General features: G+C 60.9%; 18 protein-coding genes. 15 read left to right on the top strand and 3 right to left on the bottom strand.

The genetic code is table 11. From position 1 onward, the window contains the following. Positions 1-98 precede the first annotated feature (98 nt). Positions 99-572 (top strand): Lrp/AsnC family transcriptional regulator, encoded by a 474-nt coding sequence (locus NKH50_RS04170; protein ID WP_023675099.1) that lies wholly within the window; start codon positions 99-101, stop codon positions 570-572. Between the two features lie 12 nt (positions 573-584). Here NKH50_RS04170 and NKH50_RS04165 read toward each other — a convergent pair whose 3' ends face one another. Then, positions 585-1,241, bottom strand: a complete 657-nt coding sequence (locus tag NKH50_RS04165) for a 5-formyltetrahydrofolate cyclo-ligase (protein WP_352876830.1) — start codon at positions 1,239-1,241, stop codon at positions 585-587. Positions 1,242-1,421: 180 nt separating this feature from the next. Here NKH50_RS04165 and NKH50_RS04160 point away from each other — a divergent pair, with 180 nt between their 5' ends. Continuing rightward, positions 1,422-2,687 (top strand): NAD(P)/FAD-dependent oxidoreductase, encoded by a 1,266-nt coding sequence (locus NKH50_RS04160; RefSeq protein ID WP_352736432.1) that lies wholly within the window; start codon positions 1,422-1,424, stop codon positions 2,685-2,687. A 131-nt stretch (positions 2,688-2,818) separates the two neighbouring features. After that, on the top strand, positions 2,819-4,798 hold the full coding sequence (locus NKH50_RS04155) for a bifunctional 2',3'-cyclic-nucleotide 2'-phosphodiesterase/3'-nucleotidase (RefSeq protein WP_352876827.1): 1,980 nt from the start codon (positions 2,819-2,821) through the stop codon (positions 4,796-4,798). 85 nt (positions 4,799-4,883) lie between these two features. Here NKH50_RS04155 and NKH50_RS04150 read toward each other — a convergent pair whose 3' ends face one another. Then, positions 4,884-5,873 carry a glycerophosphodiester phosphodiesterase family protein gene (locus NKH50_RS04150; RefSeq protein ID WP_352704009.1) on the bottom strand — a complete coding sequence of 330 codons (990 nt, stop codon included), beginning with the start codon at positions 5,871-5,873 and terminating at the stop codon, positions 4,884-4,886. Positions 5,874-6,032: 159 nt separating this feature from the next. Here NKH50_RS04150 and NKH50_RS04145 point away from each other — a divergent pair, with 159 nt between their 5' ends. From NKH50_RS04145 to NKH50_RS04125, 5 genes are all read left to right on the top strand, one after another. Then, positions 6,033-6,167 (top strand): hypothetical protein, encoded by a 135-nt coding sequence (locus NKH50_RS04145; protein WP_292655342.1) that lies wholly within the window; start codon positions 6,033-6,035, stop codon positions 6,165-6,167. Positions 6,168-6,270: 103 nt separating this feature from the next. Then, the gene (locus NKH50_RS04140; RefSeq protein WP_352876824.1) at positions 6,271-6,576 is read left to right on the top strand and encodes a Dabb family protein; all 306 of its coding nucleotides are present in this window, start codon (positions 6,271-6,273) and stop codon (positions 6,574-6,576) included. Between the two features lie 77 nt (positions 6,577-6,653). Then, entirely contained in the window at positions 6,654-7,538 is an 885-nt protein-coding gene (locus NKH50_RS04135; RefSeq protein ID WP_352876822.1) for a VOC family protein, read from the top strand. Beyond that, complete coding sequence (gene kdsA / locus NKH50_RS04130; protein ID WP_254817187.1) at positions 7,535-8,386, top strand: 3-deoxy-8-phosphooctulonate synthase; 852 nt, start codon at positions 7,535-7,537, stop codon at positions 8,384-8,386. Before NKH50_RS04135 ends, kdsA begins: the two co-directional genes overlap by 4 nt. A 122-nt stretch (positions 8,387-8,508) precedes the next feature. Further along, entirely contained in the window at positions 8,509-8,874 is a 366-nt protein-coding gene (locus NKH50_RS04125; RefSeq protein WP_023675091.1) for a PRC-barrel domain-containing protein, read from the top strand. Between the two features lie 76 nt (positions 8,875-8,950). On the opposite strand, the gene NKH50_RS04120 is transcribed toward NKH50_RS04125, so the two are convergent. Next, the gene (locus NKH50_RS04120) at positions 8,951-9,073 is read right to left on the bottom strand and encodes a hypothetical protein (protein ID WP_084642452.1); all 123 of its coding nucleotides are present in this window, start codon (positions 9,071-9,073) and stop codon (positions 8,951-8,953) included. 213 nt (positions 9,074-9,286) lie between these two features. On the opposite strand from NKH50_RS04120, the gene eno reads away from it, so the two are divergent. From eno to lpdA, 7 genes are all read left to right on the top strand, one after another. After that, positions 9,287-10,561: a phosphopyruvate hydratase gene (gene eno, locus NKH50_RS04115; protein WP_352876818.1), complete on the top strand. Its 1,275-nt coding sequence runs from the start codon at positions 9,287-9,289 to the stop codon at positions 10,559-10,561. Positions 10,562-10,695: 134 nt separating this feature from the next. Continuing rightward, a complete protein-coding gene (locus NKH50_RS04110) occupies positions 10,696-11,016 on the top strand; it encodes an FtsB family cell division protein (protein WP_352876815.1) in 321 nt (106 codons plus the stop codon). Between the two features lie 222 nt (positions 11,017-11,238). Further along, the gene (pdhA, locus tag NKH50_RS04105) at positions 11,239-12,228 is read left to right on the top strand and encodes a pyruvate dehydrogenase (acetyl-transferring) E1 component subunit alpha (protein WP_245274631.1); all 990 of its coding nucleotides are present in this window, start codon (positions 11,239-11,241) and stop codon (positions 12,226-12,228) included. 15 nt (positions 12,229-12,243) lie between these two features. Then, complete coding sequence (locus NKH50_RS04100; RefSeq protein WP_352876813.1) at positions 12,244-13,629, top strand: pyruvate dehydrogenase complex E1 component subunit beta; 1,386 nt, start codon at positions 12,244-12,246, stop codon at positions 13,627-13,629. Between the two features lie 17 nt (positions 13,630-13,646). Next, complete coding sequence (locus NKH50_RS04095) at positions 13,647-15,080, top strand: pyruvate dehydrogenase complex dihydrolipoamide acetyltransferase (RefSeq protein ID WP_352703997.1); 1,434 nt, start codon at positions 13,647-13,649, stop codon at positions 15,078-15,080. A 136-nt stretch (positions 15,081-15,216) separates the two neighbouring features. Next, positions 15,217-15,855 (top strand): SGNH/GDSL hydrolase family protein, encoded by a 639-nt coding sequence (locus tag NKH50_RS04090; RefSeq protein ID WP_352703995.1) that lies wholly within the window; start codon positions 15,217-15,219, stop codon positions 15,853-15,855. 11 nt (positions 15,856-15,866) lie between these two features. After that, complete coding sequence (gene lpdA, locus NKH50_RS04085; RefSeq protein WP_352876811.1) at positions 15,867-17,312, top strand: dihydrolipoyl dehydrogenase; 1,446 nt, start codon at positions 15,867-15,869, stop codon at positions 17,310-17,312. Positions 17,313-17,388 lie beyond the last annotated feature (76 nt).

Raw genomic sequence — 17,388 nt, 5'->3', positions numbered from 1 at the left:
GAATCGCTCGATAAGTGTTTGCGAATGCGCTTGCCTGAGAGGCGACTCTTCGATAATCGTTGCGCAAAACATTGCAATTGTCGCAGGAACTCGCAAAAATGCCGCTCGACAGGATTGATATTGCCATTCTTGAGACGTTGCAGAAGGATGGGCGGATACCCAATGCAGCGCTCGCCGAGAAGGTCGGCCTATCGCAGTCGGCCTGTTCGCGGCGGCTGGACAATCTGGAGAAATCCGGAACCATCCGCGGCTATCACGCCCGGCTGTCCAACGCTGCACTTGGGCACCAGATGACGGCGATCGTGCATATATCGCTGTCCGGGCAATTCGAGAAGACGTTGTCGGATTTCGAGGCGGCGATAAAGCGCTGCCCGAACGTCCTATCCTGCCATTTGATGTCGGGCGAATATGACTACATCCTGCGCATAGCGGCAAAGGATCTCGTCGACTACGAACGTATCCACAAGGAGTGGCTGTCGGCAATGCCGCATGTGACGAAGATCAATTCGTCTTTTGCCTTGCGCGAAATCGTCGATCGCACGGCGGTGGGAATGAAACCTGAACTCGCCTAGGCCCGAACTCGCCTAGGTGTTGACTGCCTCGGTCACGACACGGTCCATCGGAATGTCGTGTGGCTGCGGGTAGATGGTGACGATGCGCTGCAGTTCGTAGCCGACGCCGATGACCAGCGGCTTGAAGGGCATCGCGGCAAGCGTACGATCGAAGAAGCCGCCGCCATAGCCCAGGCGAAACTGCTCAGGATCGATGCCGACAATCGGCGAAATGACTATGTCGGGTAACACCGGATCGCCGTCAGCCGGTATCGGGATATTCCAGACGCCCTTCTCTAGCCGGTCTCCGTGGGTATAGGCGCGAAAGACAAGCGGCCGGTCTTTCTCGACGACGACGGGCAACGCCGTGCGCCCGCCCCGCGCGTTGACGGTTTCCATCCACGGGCGCAGGTCCGGCTCGCCGCGAAACGGCCAATAGAGGCTGACCACGCGGCCGGCGACGTCACCGATCACCGCGTCGAGCCCTTCGGCAATGCGCTGCGACATGGCTGCGCGCGTGTCGGCTGAAACGGCAAGGCGGGATGCGATCAATCGCTGGCGCTCGGCCTTGCGCCAGCGCCTTACGTCGGTCCAGTCGGATAGCGGAGCTTGGAACTCCGGGTCGAGCTCGTGCATAAAACAAGGCGGCGAGGCGTACTGCGCTGAGCCTTCGTCTTCATCCCTAGCCATGCTTCACCTGCAATATACAGTTCCAACCAAGTCGTATCCTGGACGCAGGCTATATCTGGGAACGAGTCTGCAGCATGCGTATTCACGACATCAAGGGACGACTCCCAGTTAGTTACAGCGCAGGGATTGCTGCACTGCACAACGACACCTACATCAGCCTTGGCGAGAGGGATGAGTGAGATGAACACAGTCAACCATCGCGTCGTCGTCGTGGGCGCCGGATTCGGCGGTCTCGAATTCACCCGCGCACTTGCCGGCGCGCCGGTGCGCATCACCATGATCGACAGGCGTAATCATCACCTCTTTCAGCCACTACTCTACCAGGTGGCGACGACGGCGCTGGCCACCTCCGAAGTGGCCTGGCCGATCCGCCATCTCCTGCGCAAGCGCGATGATGTGACGACGCTGCTCGCCGCCGTTACCGGCATCGACCGCACCGGCAAGCGCGTGCTGCTGCAGGACGGCGGCACGGTCGCTTACGACACGCTTGTGCTGGCCACCGGCGCGCGGCACGCCTATTTCGGCCATGACGAATGGGAACCGTTCGCCCCGGGCCTGAAGACGCTGGAGGACGCCACCACCATTCGACGGCGTATTCTTTTGGCTTTCGAGCGGGCCGAACGGGAAACCGATCCCGCCAAGCGTCAGGCATTGCTGACGTTGGCGATCGTCGGCGGCGGGCCGACCGGCGTGGAACTGGCCGGCACCATTGCTGAGCTGGCGCACGACACGCTGCGCGGCGAGTTCCGCAACATCGACCCGCGGCAGACGCGTGTGGTGCTGATTGAGGCCGGCGACCGCATTCTCTCCAATTTCGCTCCCGAACTCTCCGGTTATGCAACGAAGGCGCTCGAACGGCTCGGCGTGACCGTCGAACTCGGCCGGGCGGTTACGCGCTGCGATGCCGAGGGTGTCGTCTTCGGGGACACACACTTGCCGGCCAGGACAATCCTGTGGGCGGCGGGCGTCGCCGCTTCGCCGGCCGCCGAATGGCTCGGCGCGGCAGCGGACCGCGCGGGCAGAGTGCTTGTCGAGCCTGACCTGAGTGTGCCGGGAAACCCGGAGATTTTCGTCATCGGTGACGCAGCGCACGTCCTGCGGCCGGATGGCCGGCTGGTGCCGGGCGTCGCGCCCGCCGCCAAGCAGCAGGGACGGCACGTCGCCGCGACGATCAAGGCAAGGCTTGCCGGTGACGCGACACCGCGTCCTTTCAGCTACAGGCATGACGGCGATCTGGCGACGATCGGCAAGCGCGCCGCGGCCATCGATTTCGGCTGGATCAAGCTCACCGGCAGGCTTGCCTGGTGGCTGTGGGGCTTGGCGCATATCTACTTCCTGATCGGCTTTCGTAACCGGCTTGCGGTTTCCCTGAGCTGGCTATGGATCTACTTCACCGGTCAGCGCAGCGCGCGGTTGATCACCCAGGGCGACGACGATAAGGGCTGATTGTTCGCTGCCGGACATTCATCGGCGCGTCACCTCCTCTTGATGGAATCGGCTTCTGGACTCGGCTGGATTTCGGCGCGAAGCTTTGCTTCGGGCAGGACTTGTCACGTCGTGGAAGAAAGAGAAAACGAATGTCCCAACTGCGCCACCTCGTCTCACGCCGCGATTTCCTCGCCGGCGTTGCCGTGAGCGGAGCGCTGATTATGCTGCATCCGTTCTCCGCCCGGGCACAAGCCAATCAGGCGCATCTGAGGATTATGGAGACGACCGACATCCACGTGAATGTGCTGCCTTACGATTACTACGCCGACAAAGCCAACGACACGATGGGGCTGTCGCGAACGGCATCGTTGATTGAAGCCGTGCGCAAGGAAGCAACCAACGCGATGCTGGTCGATAATGGCGACCTTCTACAAGGCAACCCGATGGGCGACTACATCGCCTACGAGAGAGGGATGAAGGATGGCGATCTGCATCCGGTCATGAAGGGCATGAACCTGCTCGGCTACGAATGCTCGACGCTCGGCAACCACGAGTTCAACTATGGCCTGTCGTTCATGGACAAGGTGCTGGCCGGTGCCAATTTCCCGTTCGTCTGCGCGAACCTGATCCGCGGCACCGAGCTCGCCGCGAACCCGCGCGACGACAAGCTCTATCTCAAGCCGTATGTCATCCTCGACAGGAAGATCAAAGACGGATCGGGCGCCGAGCAACCGATCAGGATCGGCATCATTGGCTTCGTGCCGCCGCAGATCATGGTCTGGGACCTGAAAAATCTCGAAGGCAGTGTCAAGACGCGCGACATCGTCGAGGCGGCCAAGGCGTGGGTGCCGCAAATGAAGGAAGAAGGCGCCGACATCGTCATTGCGCTCTCCCATTCCGGCATCGACGTGAAGCAAAGCGACATGATGGAGAATGCCTCCGTCTTCGTGGCAGGTGTCGAAGGCATCGATGCAGTGTTCACCGGCCACCAGCACCTCGTCTTCCCTGGCAAGAAGGACTTTCAGTCGTTGGAAGCCGTCGATCCGGCGAAAGGCACGCTGCAAGGCAAGCCCGCCGTTATGGCCGGCTTCTGGGGCTCGCATATGGGGCTGATCGATCTGTTGCTGGAGCGCGACGGATCGACATGGAAAATCGTCTCGGCGACCTCTGAGGCCAGGCCGATCTTTGAGCGGGTCGACAAGACGAACAAGCCGACCGTCGCGGACGACCAGCGCATCGTCGACGCGCTCAAACAGGATCACGAGGCGACGCTCGCCTATGTGCGCCGGCCTGTCGGCAAAACCTCGGCGCCGCTCTATTCCTATTTTGCGCTGGTCGCCGACGATCCATCGGTCCAGATCGTCAGTCAGGCGCAGACCTGGTACTTGAAGGACATCCTGAAGAACACCGAGTGGAAGGATATGCCGCTGCTGTCGGCAGCGGCACCGTTCAAGGCGGGTGGGCGCAACGGCGCCGACTATTACACCGACGTGCCGGTGGGCGATATCGCCATCAAGAACGTCGCCGACCTCTACCTCTATCCAAACACGGTGCGCGCCGTCGAAATCACCGGAGCGGAGGTGAAGGAATGGCTGGAAATGTCGGCCGGCATCTTCAACCGGATCGAACCGGGCAAAGCCGACCAGGCGCTCATCAACACTGACTTCCCATCCTATAATTTCGACGTGATCGACGGCGTCACCTACAAAATCGATCTGTCGCAGCCACCGAAATATGATTCGAAGGGCGGGCTGGTGAATGCTGGCTCGAACCGCATTATTGACTTGATGTTCAACGGCAAACCAATTGATCCCAAGCGGAAATTCGTCGTCGCCACCAACAACTACCGAGCCGGCGGCGGAGGCAATTTCCCGCAGATCAATGCCTCGAAGATTATCTACGAAGCGCCCGACACCAACCGCGATGTGATCGTGCGTTATATCGTCAGCAAAGGCACCATCAATCCGTCGGCGGACGCCAATCGGTCGTTTGCGCCACTACCGGGAACCAGCGTCGTATTCCAGACCGGCGCCAGGGCAAAGGATTTCATTGCGCAAGTGACGTCGCTGAAGATCGAGCCGGCGGGCGAGGGCGAAGCAGGGTTTGCCAAGTACCGCATCACTCTCTAGGTGAGGATTTGAGCGTCGACTCGAAACTGTCTCAGCGCTAAGATACTGTCCGGTATGGCAAACCTTTTTCCAGCAGATGGCCTTGTCACCCACGTGGTGCGAAACGCCGCTTGACGGCAGGCATGACCAGATGCAGTGCGTCCGTCGAAATCCCACCGGAATAATCGTCCGGCAGTTGGTCGATCGAGGCTGGGTCGTCGAGGCCTTGTGAAAAGCCGCCGCCGGAATAGGGACCGAGCAGGTAGACATGGCTGCCGACACCGTCCATACGGTCGAGAAAACGGTCCGGCCAGCCCCACATCCACTTTGCGATATTGACGGGGATGAGCAAAGTGCCCTGGCGGCAGGCATCAGGAACGTAGCCGCTCCAGCCGAGCGCAGCGTAGCGAAGAATGCAGCGCGTCAGGGATGCGCGGCTCAGCGTGTGCGTATCCGGCAACGCTGCCTTGACCGCGTCCATAGGCCTGTCGCCGCCATAGACCGTCAGATTGGCGCGCTCGGCCGGCGTCAATGTGGCGAGCCAGGCAGCCAGCATCTCGCCTTCCTTGGGATCGTTGCTTTTGACGTTGATGTTGAAGCGCCGGTTCGGGAAGCGCTGCAAGACTTCATCCAGCGACGGCATCATGCCGACACCCTTGCCGCGAAACGGAAAGGTCTTGCCGCCATCGGCAGTGTAGCCATAACCAATATCGAGCGTCTTCAATTCGGACATTGCATGGCTGCGCGTTTCACCCTTGCCGTCGGTGCGACAATCCAGCGTCCAATCGTGGAAGACGGCGAACTTGCCGTCCGTGGTAGGATGGACATCAAGTTCGAGCGCGTCCGCACCGAGCGCGAAGGCGGCTTCCCTCGACGGTATCGTGTTCTCGAGGAAGGAATGGCGCGGCGTCAGCATGCGAGCGGCCGTGCATGTTTCCGATCGGAGGTTCGTACGGTCGAAATCCTGAGCCAGGCCGCGATGCGCAAGCACCGGAGGGGTGCCGGCCGGCTGGCTCGAAAGCAGCGAGGTGTTGTTGAGCCAGATGCCGCCTGCAGCGACAAGAATTGCAACGAGGGAGATCGTCCGTCTGCGCATGATATGATTTCCCATTGGCCGTTATGGCCGCATCCTGCGTCACGATCGGACTTTTTGACGGCCGGGCAGATCAAACGGCCGCTAAAGATTCCCGGGGAGGGTCCCCAGCAGCGTTGGAATCGTTATGGTTGCAGCCGTCTATATGCGCTAGTTTTAGTCATGCGCTATGTCATCGTCATCACGACCGTCACCTTTTTCCTGATCTGGGACGGCATTTACAACCAAGGCCGCTACCTCGACAGGACGGTCAGGGAGGTGACCCGCATCGTGCACTATGTAACCAGCATGGTGTAGTTTCTCTTCGCTGCTACGGTTCGCAGACGCGACAAACCTGCCGATTGACGGCACGCTGCCGCTGACACAAAAGAACGCCGGTCCAACGGTCGAGGAGGCTGGGTTGATCCGGCATATCGTTTTCTTCAGCGCACGGCATAAAGCGGATGTCGAGGCAGTGCGCACGGGCCTCCTTGCGCTTGGCAAGATACCTCATTCGCGTCATTTCGAGGTAACGCTCAACACCAAGGTCGACCCGCTCTCGGATGAGATCGATGTGGTCGTCTACGCCGAGTTCGAGGACGAAGCGGCGCTCGCCGCCTACAAGGCGCATCCGCTCTATGCAGAGACGACCAGCCGGGTCAAACCGCTACGCGAATTGCGTTATTCGGCCGACATCGTTGCAAGTCGACGAGTCGCCGTCCCCTAGGCGCTGATGTGGTCTTGCCGCTGAGGCGTCGGCCAGCCCTTGAACCATTTTCAGGAATGAGGCACACCGCGCGGGACATGACCGAGAACACCTCCGCAAGGCCTCATCCGCTCGATCACCTAGTGCTGCCGACCGCGAGCCTCGATATTGCGCGGGCGCGCTTGACCCTGCTTGGCTTTACTATTGCGCCGACAGGTATCCACCCTTTCGGAACGGAAAACTGCTGTGTCTTCCTCACCGACGGCACCTATCTCGAGCCGCTCGTGGTCGCCGACAGACAGGCCGTGGCAAAGGCGATCGCGAACCGCAATGTCTTTGTCGCGCGTGATCGCACCTATCGCGAAGAAAACGGCGATGAAGGATTTTCTGCCGTGGCGCTGGGCACCGAAAGCGCCGCCGCGGACTACGCGCGCTACATGGAAGCCGGTCTGTCGGCGGGGGACGCGCTAAGCTTTTCGCGCGCCTTCACCGATGCGACGGGAAAGAGCGACACCGCATCGTTCAAACTGGCCTTCGCGGCTACAGGCAAGGCAACGGACGCTTTTCTCTTCGCCTGCGAGCGGATCAATGCGCCGAACGTCGACCGCACTGCGTTGCAGGGCCACGCTAATGGCGCAACCGGCATTGTCGAAGTCGTAGCAGTCACTGGCGAACCTTTCCAACAAGGCCGCTTGATTTCGATCGCAGCCGGAATCGAGGCGCAGGGCGGCACTGTCTATGAGCTGCCGAATGCCGTAGTGACCATTCTGGATCCTGCAGCCTATTCGGCACGCTTCGGCATTCCCGCCGGCGCGCCATCTGAACTCCGCTTTGCCGGGATCGTCTTTTCGATTGGGCACGCCGACGCCGTCGCCAAGCTGCTTGCAGCCAATTCCGTCGAACATCACACGCGCGGCAGTGATATCATCGTGCCGCCGGCGCCAGGGCAGGGCGCCGCCTTTATTTTCCGGGAGATCGCATGAACAAGCTCAATCCACTGATGCCGAACTCTTCCGTTGCGGTCGGCAAAGTCATTTTCGGCAACAGCGCGCCCTTATCGCTGATCGCCGGTCCATGTCAGCTGGAATCGCGGCAGCACGCTTTCGACATGGCCGGTGCGCTAAAGGAATTGACTGAAAGGCTCGGCATTGGGCTCGTCTACAAGACCAGCTACGACAAGGCCAACCGCACCTCGCTTGGCGGCACGCGCGGCGCGGGACTTGAAGCGGCAATGCCGATCTTCGACGACTTGCGCAAGAATTTTGCGCTGCCGATCCTGACCGACGTCCACACTGAGGAACAATGCGCGATCGTCGCTCCGCATGCCGATATCCTGCAGATTCCTGCCTTCCTCAGCCGACAGACCGATTTGCTGATTGCTGCGGCAAGAACCGGCAAGGTGGTCAATGTGAAGAAGGGCCAATTCCTCGCGCCGTGGGACATGAAGAACGTCGTCGCCAAGATCATCGGCTCCGGCAACGCCAATGTCTTGGTGACCGAGCGCGGCGCATCCTTTGGTTACAACACCCTGGTGTCCGACATGCGGGCGCTGCCGATCATGGCCGAGATCGGTGCGCCGGTGATTTTCGATGCCACCCATTCCGTGCAGCAGCCGGGTGGGCAGGGCGGTTCGTCTGGAGGCGACCGGCGCTTTGTCGAGACGCTGGCGCGCGCGGCCGTCGCGGTTGGCGTCGCCGGCGTCTTCATCGAGACGCACCAGGACCCCGACAACGCGCCTTCCGACGGTCCCAACATGGTGCCGCTAAAGGATCTTCCCGCATTGCTTGAACGGCTGATGGCGTTCGATCGCATTGCCAAGAGCGTGGGTTGAACCAGCAGTTGCGCCACAGCAGCGTCGTCAAGAAAACTTTGAAGAATTTCGAACCCGCCTGGAACCTTAGCCCGCGGCCCTCATTGTCAAAATCTAATGTCAACGACGACGAGGAGAACACCATGACGACCCAGACGGGACACACCGAAGCCATCGCCGCTTCGCGGGTTATCGGCACATCGGTCTACAACACGGAAGGCACTCATATCGGCGACATCGAGGACGTCATGCTCGACAAATTGTCGAACGGAATCATGTTTGCCGTGATCGGTTTTGGCGGATTTCTCGGCATTGGCGAGAAATACCACGCCATTCCGTGGGCGAGCCTTGATTATGACGAGAACAAGGGTGGCTATGTCGTGCCGTTCACCAAAGACCAGCTGATGGCCGCTCCTTCTTACTCGATCAACGAGCTGACCGGCGCCGACGGCGAGGCCGCGCGTGACGCCTCATACAACTACTACAAGGTCGAGCCTTACTGGCATTGACCTTACTGGCACTGACTAAGTCTCCTGGAATCAAGAAGGCCCCGGGAAATCGGGGGCCTTTCGATGAGACGGGATGCTACTGCGCAATCTGCAGGGCCGGCAAAGGCGACGATCCCTGCGGGGGTTGCTGATTGTCGCACGACGTCAGGAACGCAGCCGCGATCAGGAACAAACTCACAATACCGCTCAACTGGGACATGGCGAAACTCCTCCTGTTTCGCCCCGCGCGACAACAGCCATAAACCAGAAACCGGCATGCCGTGTATGACAAATGATGACAGTGTTTTGTGCTTCGTGAGTCCCAAGAGCGGGAATTGGCGCGGGGCAATATTTGCAAGTGCCCCGATTGCGTTTTGCGGCGCTTTGGCTAAGAGGTGCGCGACGCTTCAATCGATCAATCGAGGACATCGCAATGACGGCCATCATCGACATTGTCGGGCGTGAAATCCTGGACAGCCGCGGAAATCCGACAGTCGAGGTCGACGTCGTGCTCGAAGATGGCTCGATGGGTCGCGCCGCGGTGCCGTCCGGTGCCTCTACCGGCGCGCATGAGGCGGTCGAACTGCGCGATGGCGGCCCCCGCTATCTCGGCAAAGGCGTGCTCACGGCGGTCGAGGCGGTGAACGGCGAGCTGTTCGAGGCGATCGGCGGCATGGAGGCAGAGAATCAGATCCATATCGACCAGACCATGATCGAGCTCGATGGTACGGCCAACAAGAGCCGTCTCGGCGCCAACGCCATCCTCGGCGTGTCGCTGGCGGTGGCCAAGGCCGCGGCCGAAGCGGCCGACCTGCCGCTCTACCGTTATGTCGGCGGTACCAAGGCCCATGTGCTGCCGGTGCCTATGATGAATATCATCAATGGCGGCGCGCATGCCGACAACCCGATCGATTTCCAGGAATTCATGATCCTGCCGATCGGCGCGCCAACGCTGCGCGACGGGGTGCGCTGGGGCTCGGAGATCTTTCATACGCTGCGAAAGAAGCTGAAGGACGCCGGCCATAACACCAACGTCGGCGACGAGGGCGGCTTTGCCCCCAACCTAAAGAGCGCGCCGGCCGCGCTCGATTTCATCATGGAATCGATCGAGCAGGCTGGCTTCAAGCCTGGCGAGGAGGTTGCGCTAGGCCTCGACTGCGCGGCGACCGAATTCTTCAAGGATGGCAACTACGTCTATGAAGGCGAGAGGAAAACCCGCGACCCGAAGGCGCAGGCCAGATATCTGGCCAAACTTGCTAGCGACTACCCGATCATCACCATTGAGGACGGCCTGGCGGAGGATGACTGGGACGGTTGGAAAATACTGACCGATCTCATCGGCAAGCAAACGCAGCTGGTTGGCGACGATCTGTTCGTCACCAACACGGCGCGGCTGCGCGACGGCATCCGCATGGGTGTCGCCAATTCGATCCTGGTCAAGGTCAACCAGATCGGCTCGCTTACCGAAACGCTCGACGCCGTAGAGACCGCGCACAAGGCCGGCTATACCGCGGTGATGTCGCACCGCTCGGGCGAGACCGAGGATGCGACCATCGCCGACCTCGCCGTTGCCACCAATTGCGGGCAGATCAAGACAGGCTCGCTGTCGCGCTCGGATCGCATGGCCAAGTACAACCAGCTCATCCGCATTGAGGAGGAGCTCGGCAAGCAGGCGCAATATGCCGGCAAGTCGATCGTGAAAAGCTGATTCCGAGAGAAAATCCGTGGCGGCGAGGGCGGGGACATTCCCGCCCTTTTTTGCTTCCTGGCTCTGAATCCAACAGGCTGTAACCGTCCATTAAGCACAATCGGGCGACAAAGGCGGCCTAGAGGATTCGGACCATGTGGACACGCCAGCACAAGCAAAGAAACACCGGCCGGCTGATCATCCCCTCGCTCTGCGTGGTGTTCCTGACTTATTTCGGCTTCCATGCCTATCATGGCGAGTTCGGGATATATTCCAAGTATCAGCTCGAAGCCGAGACTGTCGAATTGCAGGGCAGGCTCGATGCCGTCAAGGCGCGCCGTGTCGATCTCGAGCGCCGCGTTCAGCTGATGCATGAGGGCACGCTGGAGAAGGACATGCTGGACGAGCAGGCGCGCAAGGCGCTTAATCTGTCCCACGCCGACGAGATCACCATCATGTTGCCGGGCACAAGATAACCCGATTTCAGTTAATCAGCGATATCTGCAATGATTTTAATTGGTTAGATGCATGACAGCCATGCGTTTTCGGCATGGCGAAAGCCTTCCCTGCATGTTAGCCTGCCTCAAATCGGTGGGAGAACTGATCTCCCTCGCTGTCCGCCAAGAGACGCCAACAGGGAGTGATGCATGGCCACCGCCACCAGAAAAGCGCCCGCCAAATCCAAATCAGACGGTAAAATGCCGGGCCTTTCCACCCCGAAGCCTGTTGAATTCACCAAAGACCAGGAGCTTGCCGCCTACCGGCACATGCTGCTCATCCGCCGCTTCGAGGAAAAGGCCGGCCAGCTTTACGGCATGGGCTTCATCGGCGGTTTCTGCCACCTCTACATCGGCCAGGAAGCGGTCGTTACCGGCATGAAGATGGCGCTGATCGATGGCGACCAGATGATCACCGCCTATCGCGACCATGGTCATATGCTGGCCATGGAGTTGTCACCGCGCGGCGTCATGGCCGAACTGACCGGGCGCCGTAGCGGCCTGTCGAGAGGCAAGGGCGGCTCCATGCACATGTTCTCCAAGGAGAAGCATTTTTACGGCGGCCACGGCATCGTCGGCGCGCAAGTGTCGCTCGGCACCGGCATTGCCTTCGCCAACCGCTATCGCGGCAACAACAATGTGACGCTGACCTATTTCGGCGATGGCGCCGCGAACCAGGGCCAGGTCTACGAAAGCTTCAACATGGCCTCGCTGTGGAAGCTTCCGGTGATCTACATCATCGAGAACAACCGCTACGCCATGGGCACCTCGGTCTCGCGCTCTTCGGCCGAGACGGATTTCTCGCACCGCGGCGCCTCCTTCAAGATTCCAGGCATCCAGGTCGACGGCATGGATGTGCGCGCCGTTAAGGCCGCCGGCGACCTCGCCGCCGAATGGTGCCGCGCCGGCAACGGGCCGCTCATTCTCGAAATGCAGACCTATCGTTACCGCGGCCATTCGATGTCGGATCCGGCAAAATACCGCTCCAAGGAAGAAGTGCAGAAAATGCGCTCCGAACGTGACCCGATCGAGCAGGTCAAGGCGCGGCTGCTCGACAAGAAATGGGCAAGCGAGGACGAACTCAAGGCCATCGACAAGGAAGTCCGCGACGTCGTCGCCGACGCCGCAGAATTTGCCCAGAACGACGCGGAGCCGGATCCGTCCGAGCTCTGGACCGACATCGTACTTTAAGGAGAGGGCAAGGACATGCCGATCGAAATTCTCATGCCCGCCCTCTCGCCGACCATGGAAGAGGGTAATGTTTCCAAGTGGTTGAAGAAAGAGGGCGACAAGGTCGTAGCCGGTGACGCCATTGCCGAGATCGAGACCGACAAGGCAACGATGGAAGTCGAAGCCGTGGACGACGGCACCCTTGCCAAGATCGTGGTTCCTGCCGGCACCGAGGGTGTCAGAGTCAACACACTGATCGCTGTGCTGGCCGTCGATGGCGAAGACGTCGACGAGGCAGGCGAAGGTATCGGCGAGGAGGCCATTGAGTCGCAAGCGGAAGCGCCCGCGGCTGCTCCGGCCAAGAGCGAAGCTGCAGCACCTGTTGCCGCCGCACCCAAGCTGGAAATTGCCGCCGATCCCGACGTCCCGGCCGGCACCGAAATGGTCTCGACCACGGTACGTGAAGCCTTGCGCGATGCAATGGCGGAGGAAATGCGCCGCGACGGCGATGTCTTTGTCATGGGCGAGGAGGTTGCCGAGTACCAGGGCGCCTACAAGATCACGCAAGGCCTGTTGCAGGAATTCGGTCCGCGGCGCGTGGTCGACACGCCGATCACCGAGCACGGCTTTGCCGGCGTTGGTGTTGGCGCGGCGATGGCCGGCTTGAAGCCGATCGTCGAATTCATGACCTTCAACTTCGCCATGCAGGCGATCGACCAGATCATCAATTCTGCCGCCAAGACGCTCTACATGTCTGGCGGCCAGATGGGTGCCCCGATCGTCTTTCGCGGCCCGAACGGGGCGGCTGCCCGCGTCGCCGCGCAGCATTCGCAATGCTATGCCGCCTGGTACAGCCATATTCCCGGCCTGAAAGTGGTGATGCCTTATACCGCCGCCGACGCCAAGGGTCTGCTCAAGGCGGCGATCCGCGACCCGAACCCGGTCATCTTCCTCGAGAACGAAATCCTTTACGGCCACTCCTTCGACGTGCCGAAGATGGACGATTTCGTGCTGCCGATCGGCAAGGCGCGCATTCACAAATCCGGCAAGGACGTGACCATCGTCTCGTTCGGCATCGGCATGACCTACGCGATTAAGGCCGAGGCGGAGTTGCGTGGCATGGGCATCGATGCCGAGATAATCGACTTGCGCACCATCCGCCCGCTCGACTTCGACACGATCATCGCCTCGGTCAAAAAGACCAATCGCCTGGTGGTGGTCGAGGAAGGCTTTCCGCAGAACTCGGTCGGCGACCATATCGCCAATCAGGTCTCGCAGCGTGCCTTCGATTTCCTCGACGCACCGGTCATCACCATTGCCGGCAAGGACGTGCCGATGCCCTATGCAGCGAACCTCGAAAAGCTGGCGTTGCCCAATGTCGGCGAGGTCGTCGAGGCGGTCAAAGCCGTCACATATCGCTGAGCAGGGCGGAGGACAAAATGCCTATCAACATCACCATGCCGGCGCTGTCGCCCACAATGGAAGAAGGCAACCTTTCCAAGTGGCTGGTCAAGGAAGGCGACAAGGTTTCGCCCGGGGACGTGATTGCCGAGATCGAGACCGACAAGGCAACGATGGAAGTCGAAGCCGTCGACGAAGGCACGGTCGCCAAGCTGGTGGTTCCGGCGGGCACTGAAGGCGTCAAGGTCAATGCGCTGATCGCGGTCTTGGCGGCTGAGGGGGAGGATGCGGCGGCCGCCGCGAAAAGCGGTGATGGCGCTGCGCCGGCAAAGGCTGAGGCGAAGCAGGAAAAAGCACCAATCTCCCCACCCGTGGGGGAGATGTCGACGAAGTCGACAGAGGGGGGCGCTGTCCCTCCCGCCGCAGGGAGCGAGGCGCCCCCCTCTGGCCTGCCCTCGTTGCCCCCAGTTGGCATCTCCCCCACACGGGGGGAGATCAGCCAATCGGCAAACGGTGAGCGCATCTTCGCGTCGCCGCTGGCCCGGCGCATTGCCAGCGAAGCCGGTATAGATGTCGCGGCGCTGACCGGCTCCGGCCCCCACGGCCGCGTGGTAAAGGCCGATGTCGATGCCGCAATTTCCGGTGGCGGCGCCAAGGCGGCACCAGCAGCAAAAGCGGCCCCCGCCGGCGCTCCGGCGCCTGCCGCCGCAGCACCCAAGGCGATGCCGGACGAGCAGGTGCTCAAACTGTTCGCCGAAGGTTCCTACGATCTTGTCCCGCATGACAGTATGCGCAAGACGATTGCGCGGCGGCTGGTCGAGGCCAAGACCACCATCCCGCATTTCTATCTGACGCTCGACTGCGAACTCGATGCACTTCTGGCCCTGCGCACACAGATCAATGCGGCCGCCCCGGTGAAGAAGACCGAGAAGGGCGAAACGCCGGCCTACAAGCTGTCGGTCAACGACATGGTCATCAAGGCTCTTGCCATGGCGCTGATGGCGGTTCCGGATGCCAATGCGTCGTGGACAGAAAACGCCATGATCAAGCACAAGCACGCCGATGTCGGCGTTGCCGTATCGATCCCCGGCGGCCTGATCACCCCGATCATCCGGCGTGCTGACGAAAAGACGATGTCCGTTATCTCCAACGAGATGAAGGACCTTGCCGGGCGCGCCCGCAGCCGCAAGCTGAAGCCGGAAGAATATCAGGGCGGCACCACGGCGGTGTCCAATCTCGGCATGTTCGGCGTCAAGGATTTTTCTGCCGTCATCAACCCGCCGCACGCGACGATCCTGGCGGTCGGCGCCGGCGAGCAACGCGCGGTGGTGAAGAACGGCGAGATCAAGATCGCAACAATCATGTCGGTGACGCTGTCGACCGATCACCGCGCAGTCGACGGTGCGCTCGGCGCCGAGCTGCTCGTCGCCTTCAAGCGCATGATCGAAAATCCGATGGGCATGCTGGTCTAAGCGGGGAACAGGGCGGTGCGGAAATTCTACACCAGCCTTTTCGCCTCCATCCAATCCGGCTCGTAAACGATTATCGTACATTGGCTGTTCGGGCGGTAGCGATTGCGGATAGGTCTTTGTTGGAGGGGGAAAACGCATGAAAACGGTCCTCTGCTATGGCGATTCGCTGACCTGGGGCTATGACGCGGCAAGCCTCGGCCGGCACCCGCTGGAAGATCGCTGGCCGAGCGTGCTGCAGGCGGCATTGGGCAGCGGCGTCGAGGTCGTTGCCGAAGGCCTGAATGGCCGAACCACAGCCTTCGACGATCACTTGGCCGGGGCGGACCGCAATGGCGCAAGGCTGTTGCCAACAATCCTGACGACGCACGCACCGATCGACTTGATCATTATTATGCTCGGCGCCAACGATATGAAGCCGTGGATTCATGGTAATCCGGTCGCGGCCAAGCAAGGCATGCAACGCCTGATCGATATCGTGCGCTGTCACGATTACCCGTTCAATTGGCCGGCGCCGCAGATCCTGATCGTCGCGCCGCCCGTAGTCAGCCGCACGGAAAACGCCGAGTTCAAGGAAATGTTCGCTGGCGGCGATGACGCGTCAAAGCGGCTGGCGCCGCAATATTCCGCCCTTGCCGACGAGGCCGGCTGTGGCTTCTTCGATGCCGGCACGGTGGCCAAAACCACGCCGCTCGACGGCGTCCATCTCGATGCCGAAAACACGCGGAACGTCGGGCAAGCGCTGGCGCCGCTCGTGCGCCTCATGTTGGAATTGTGAAGGAGAAAGCCGTGGCTGAGAACTACGACGTCATCATCATCGGCTCCGGCCCCGGCGGCTATGTCACTGCAGTGCGTTCGGCGCAGCTTGGCTTCAAGACGGCGATCGTCGAGCGCGAGCACTTGGGTGGCATCTGCCTCAACTGGGGCTGCATTCCGACCAAAGCGCTACTGCGCTCCGCCGAGATCATGCACTATTCGGATCATCTGAAGGACTACGGCCTGAAGAACGATGGCAAGGTCAGCGTCGACACAGCCGCCGTCGTCGATCGATCACGAAAGGTCTCGCTGCGACTCAACGGCGGCGTCGGCTTCTTGATGAAGAAGAACAAGGTCGACGTCATCTGGGGCGAAGCCAAACTGACCAAACCTGGCGAGATCGTCGTGTCAAAATCGTCGAAGAAGCCGATGGAGCCGCAGCCGCCGGCGCCCAAGCGCGTCAAGGGTGAGGGCACCTATAGCGCCAAGCACATCATTCTGGCGACCGGCGCCAGGCCGCGCGCGCTGCCCGGCATCGAGCCTGATGGCAAGTTGATCTGGACCTATTTCGAGGCGATGGTGCCGAAAGAGATGCCAAAATCGCTGCTGGTGATGGGCTCGGGCGCCATCGGCATCGAGTTCGCCTCGTTCTACCGCACCATGGGCGCCGAGGTGACGGTGGTCGAACTGCTGCCAGCCGTGATGCCGGTCGAGGACGCCGAAGTGTCGAAGTTTGCGCAAAAGCAGTTCGAGAAGCAGGGCATGAAGATCATCCTCGAAGCCAAGGTAACCAAGGTCGAGAAGGGCGCCAGTTCGGTCACCGCGCATGTCGAGATGAAGGACGGCAAGGTCGAGAAGATCACCGCCGATCGTATGATCTCGGCCGTCGGCGTACAGGGTAACATCGAAAACCTCGGCCTCGAGACGCTCGGCGTGAAGACCGACCGCGGTTGCGTCGTCGTCGACGGCTACGGCAAGACCAACGTGCCGGGCGTCTACGCCATTGGCGACGTTGCCGGACCGCCGATGCTCGCCCACAAGGCCGAGCATGAGGGCGTGGTCTGTGTGGAAAAGATCGCCAATTTCCCCGGCGTGCATGCCACCGACAAGCTGAAGATCCCAGGCTGCACCTATTGCAATCCGCAAGTCGCCTCGGTCGGACTGACAGAAGCCAAAGCGAAAGCCGACGGAAAGGACATCCGTGTCGGCCGCTTTCAGTTCGCGGCAAACGGCAAAGCGATTGCGCTCGGCGAGGACCAAGGCTTCGTCAAGACCATTTTCGACAAGAAGACCGGCCAGTTGCTGGGTGCCCACATGGTCGGCGCAGAAGTAACCGAACTGATCCAGGGCTTCGTCGTGGCGATGAATCTGGAGACCACCGAGGAAGAGCTGATGCACACGATCTTCCCGCACCCGACCCTGTCAGAGATGATGAAGGAGAGTGTACTCGACGCCTATGGTCGCGCACTGAATGCATGATAAATTAGTTGGGCGAGTCTCACAGGGAAGACACAACGGAACTCGACGGCAGAGCAATTCGTTTCGCAGGCATCAT

Source organism: Mesorhizobium sp. M1027 (assembly GCF_040318745.1).
GTDB lineage: Bacteria > Pseudomonadota > Alphaproteobacteria > Rhizobiales > Rhizobiaceae > Mesorhizobium.
This window is presented reverse-complemented; position numbering and strand designations above follow the sequence as displayed.

What these genes read in the sequence shown, in the direction of transcription:
- NKH50_RS04110 (WP_352876815.1), top strand. Translation starts at nt 10,696, where the DNA reads ATGTGGACACGCCAGCACAAGCAAAGAAACACCGGCCGGCTGATCATC.
- NKH50_RS04145 (WP_292655342.1), top strand. Translation starts at nt 6,033, where the DNA reads ATGCGCTATGTCATCGTCATCACGACCGTCACCTTTTTCCTGATCTGG.
- NKH50_RS04135 (WP_352876822.1), top strand. Translation starts at nt 6,654, where the DNA reads ATGACCGAGAACACCTCCGCAAGGCCTCATCCGCTCGATCACCTAGTG.
- NKH50_RS04155 (WP_352876827.1), top strand. Translation starts at nt 2,819, where the DNA reads ATGTCCCAACTGCGCCACCTCGTCTCACGCCGCGATTTCCTCGCCGGC.
- NKH50_RS04095 (WP_352703997.1), top strand. Translation starts at nt 13,647, where the DNA reads ATGCCTATCAACATCACCATGCCGGCGCTGTCGCCCACAATGGAAGAA.
- NKH50_RS04150 (WP_352704009.1), bottom strand. Translation starts at nt 5,873, where the DNA reads ATGCGCAGACGGACGATCTCCCTCGTTGCAATTCTTGTCGCTGCAGGC.
- NKH50_RS04120 (WP_084642452.1), bottom strand. Translation starts at nt 9,073, where the DNA reads ATGTCCCAGTTGAGCGGTATTGTGAGTTTGTTCCTGATCGCGGCTGCG.
- NKH50_RS04160 (WP_352736432.1), top strand. Translation starts at nt 1,422, where the DNA reads ATGAACACAGTCAACCATCGCGTCGTCGTCGTGGGCGCCGGATTCGGC.
- eno (WP_352876818.1), top strand. Translation starts at nt 9,287, where the DNA reads ATGACGGCCATCATCGACATTGTCGGGCGTGAAATCCTGGACAGCCGC.
- NKH50_RS04090 (WP_352703995.1), top strand. Translation starts at nt 15,217, where the DNA reads ATGAAAACGGTCCTCTGCTATGGCGATTCGCTGACCTGGGGCTATGAC.
- kdsA (WP_254817187.1), top strand. Translation starts at nt 7,535, where the DNA reads ATGAACAAGCTCAATCCACTGATGCCGAACTCTTCCGTTGCGGTCGGC.
- NKH50_RS04100 (WP_352876813.1), top strand. Translation starts at nt 12,244, where the DNA reads ATGCCGATCGAAATTCTCATGCCCGCCCTCTCGCCGACCATGGAAGAG.
- NKH50_RS04125 (WP_023675091.1), top strand. Translation starts at nt 8,509, where the DNA reads ATGACGACCCAGACGGGACACACCGAAGCCATCGCCGCTTCGCGGGTT.
- pdhA (WP_245274631.1), top strand. Translation starts at nt 11,239, where the DNA reads ATGCCGGGCCTTTCCACCCCGAAGCCTGTTGAATTCACCAAAGACCAG.
- NKH50_RS04165 (WP_352876830.1), bottom strand. Translation starts at nt 1,241, where the DNA reads ATGGCTAGGGATGAAGACGAAGGCTCAGCGCAGTACGCCTCGCCGCCT.
- NKH50_RS04170 (WP_023675099.1), top strand. Translation starts at nt 99, where the DNA reads ATGCCGCTCGACAGGATTGATATTGCCATTCTTGAGACGTTGCAGAAG.